Origin of the sequence: Actinoplanes sp. NPDC051633, assembly GCF_040681735.1 — a bacterium.
In the GTDB taxonomy this organism is placed as follows: domain Bacteria; phylum Actinomycetota; class Actinomycetes; order Mycobacteriales; family Micromonosporaceae; genus Actinoplanes.
In genome coordinates, this window is sequence record NZ_JBFAZH010001028.1 from 1 (window position 1) to 2,782 (window position 2,782).

The window sequence follows — 2,782 nt, forward strand, 5'->3', positions numbered from 1 at the left end:
CTACTGGCGATCCCGCGGCATCACCGATCTGACCCTGCGCCCGAACGGGAGTGCCGCCGTACACCAGTTCGTCGTGCTCAGCCGCACCCTCGACGGCACCGAAGCCGCCGTCGGCCGTGACCTGAGCGCGTCACCGGAGGCGTCCGAAGCGCTGCGTGCGGCCCGCGACACCGGCCAGGTGAGCGTGAGCCGCACCTACCGGCTGCTAAGGGACGCCATGCTGCCGATCGATCAGCAACAGCAGTCGTTCGTCTTCGCCGTGCCGATCCAGGCGACGTCCCCGGCCGCGGCCGACGTCGGCCAGTTCCGGGGATGGCTCGTGATGGGCCTGCGCGGCGAAGACTTCCTGCGGCACACCATCGGGCTGGCCGCCGGCGAGAGCGTCGCCGTCACGCTGTCCGACGTCACCGCCGATGGCGCCGTCCCGGTCGCGGGCTGGCAGCCGAAACCGCGATGGGACACGAGCGTCGCGGCCCGGCACGTCACCGTGTCCGCCGCCCAACGATCCTGGCAGCTGGCCGTACAGCCCACCACCCGGCTGCTACCCGCCACCGACATCCATCGCAGCACGGTGGCCCTGCTGATCGGCGTCACGATCACCGTCCTGCTCGCCGCCCTCTCCCGCACGGTGCTGTCCTCCCGGGACCGGGCACTACGTCAGGTCGAAGCCGCCACCGCGGCGCTGCGCGAGGACATCACCCGCCGGGAAGCGGTGGAGACGCAGCTGCGCCACCGCGAAGCCGAACTCAAGGGATTCGCCGGCGTCGTCGCCCACGACCTGCGGAACCCGCTGGCACGCATTGCCGGCTACATCGACGTGCTGCGCGAACACGCCGCAGAATCGACGGCCGACCAGCTGTTCTTCTTCGACCGGCTGCAGGCCGGCACCGACCAGATGCAGAACCTCATCGACGACCTGCTCGACTACGCCACCGCGGACAACCGCTTCTTGGACCGGGCCGCCGTCGACCTGAACCGGCTCGTCGCCACGGTCATCCATGAGCACGTCACACCGGACACCACTGCCACACCGGACACCACTGCGCAGCCCTCGATCGCCCTCGGGCCGCTGCCCACCGTCGAGGGCGACGTCACGCTGCTGCGGCAGGTGTTCGACAACCTGATCGGCAACGCCCTCAAGTACACCCCGCCGGGGCAGGTGCCCGATGTTCGGATCAGCGCCACGCCCGCCGACGACGAACATTGGCGCATCGAGATCAGCGACCGCGGCATCGGAATTCCGGCCGAACGCCGTGCGGCGGTCTTCGACGCGTTCGTCCGAGCGCCCGGCAGCCAGCCCTATCCGGGCACCGGCCTCGGCCTGGCCATCGTGGCCCGCATCGTCGAACGCCACGGCGGCCGCATCGGCGTCGACGCAAACCCCGGCGGCGGCAGCCGGTTCTGGTTCACCCTGCCCCACGCCGACGCCGTCCCCAGCCTGACCGGCGGCCGTCGCCCGGAAGGTTCCCCGTTACCCGCCTGAGCCGACGGGGCGCGAGACCCCGCATGGTCCGGAGGGTCTCGATGGAAACCGACACGGTGCCCTTGACGGCGCACTGGTGCCTGCCGCCACCCGCAATCGACCGGAGCGACGCGAGCCGTAAGAAGCCTACGCCCGCGCGAAGGCGACCGCCGTGATCCGCGTTCGTCAGCGGCCGGCGTCACCGGTACGGGTCGGTGATCTCGCGAAGCTGGGTGAGGATCTGGTGCAGGCGTGCGGTGGTCCGGCGGCCGAGATGACGGGTCCATTCCGCCTCGACGACGGCCTCGGTCCGGCGGGCCACCTCCTGCGCGGCGAGTCCCCGGTCAGCGAAGATCACCAGTCGTGCGCGTGCATCGGTGGGGTCCGCGACGCGCCGCACGTATCCGGCGCGCTCGAGTTGGTCGACCATGAAGGTGACGGTCTGCTTGGTGACGCGCGCCTGATCGGCGAGGTCGGTGACCCGGGTGCCCTTGGAGCCGACCCGGGCCAGCACGCGCGCTTGGGCGACGGTGACGTCGTCGAACCCGGCCGCGGCGAGGTCGGCCAGGACCCGATCCTCCATGGCGCGCTGGACGATGAAGCACAACAGGCCGATGTTGAGCGCGCCGTTGTCGAGCACGCCGTTGTCGACCAGGGCGCTCGCGTCCGTCCCGGAGACTCGCCGCTTCGGTTCACCCGGCATGCTCAGCTCCTTGACATTGGTTCGATACTCGAACCAATATAGTACCAGTATCGAACTAGTTCAGGGGTGCCCATGGACGAGGATGCCGTGTGGCGGGTGATCGACGACGAGCGCAGCCGCCTAGCCGATTTGATTGATGACCTCAGCGAATCCGAGTGGCGCACGCCGTCGCTGTGCAGCGAGTGGACGGTACGAGAGGTCGCCGCGCACCTGACGCTCGCCCAGACCGGACTGCTCTCCGCGACCGTTTCGCTGATCCGTGCCGGTGGTGGCTTCAACCGGATGGTTCGCGACACCGCGATCAGGCAGGCCCAGCTGCCCGTGCACGAGTTCCCGCAACGGTTACGCGCGATGGTCGGGTCCCGCCGCACCGCGCCGTTCATCACCGCACTCGAGCCGATGATCGACATCCTGTGCCACGCCCAGGACATCGCCCGCCCCATCGGACGGCCCTACCCGATGCCGGCGGCCCCGGCCGCGGCGGCTGCGGACCGCGTCTGGCGCCAGTCGTTCCCGTTCCGGGCGCCCTTAATTCTTTAAAATGACCCCTTAAAATTAAAAATAAAGGTATTCTGATTTTGAATAAATGTTAGAACAAAAAATAAACAGCTACCCTT

3 protein-coding genes are annotated in these 2,782 nt (G+C 68.7%); 2 read left to right on the forward strand and 1 reads right to left on the reverse strand.

All coding sequences use genetic code 11. From position 1 onward, the window contains the following. On the forward strand, positions 1–1,483 hold a 1,483-nt coding region (locus AB0M20_RS36335; RefSeq protein ID WP_364305182.1), incomplete at its 5' end, for an ATP-binding protein. A 178-nt stretch (positions 1,484–1,661) separates the two neighbouring features. On the opposite strand, the gene AB0M20_RS36340 is transcribed toward AB0M20_RS36335, so the two are convergent. Next, positions 1,662–2,165, reverse strand: a complete 504-nt coding sequence (locus tag AB0M20_RS36340) for a MarR family transcriptional regulator (protein ID WP_364305183.1) — start codon at positions 2,163–2,165, stop codon at positions 1,662–1,664. A gap of 72 nt (positions 2,166–2,237) precedes the next feature. Here AB0M20_RS36340 and AB0M20_RS36345 point away from each other — a divergent pair, with 72 nt between their 5' ends. Beyond that, positions 2,238–2,705 (forward strand): maleylpyruvate isomerase family mycothiol-dependent enzyme, encoded by a 468-nt coding sequence (locus AB0M20_RS36345; RefSeq protein WP_364305185.1) that lies wholly within the window; start codon positions 2,238–2,240, stop codon positions 2,703–2,705. The last annotated feature ends 77 nt before the right edge of the window (positions 2,706–2,782 follow it).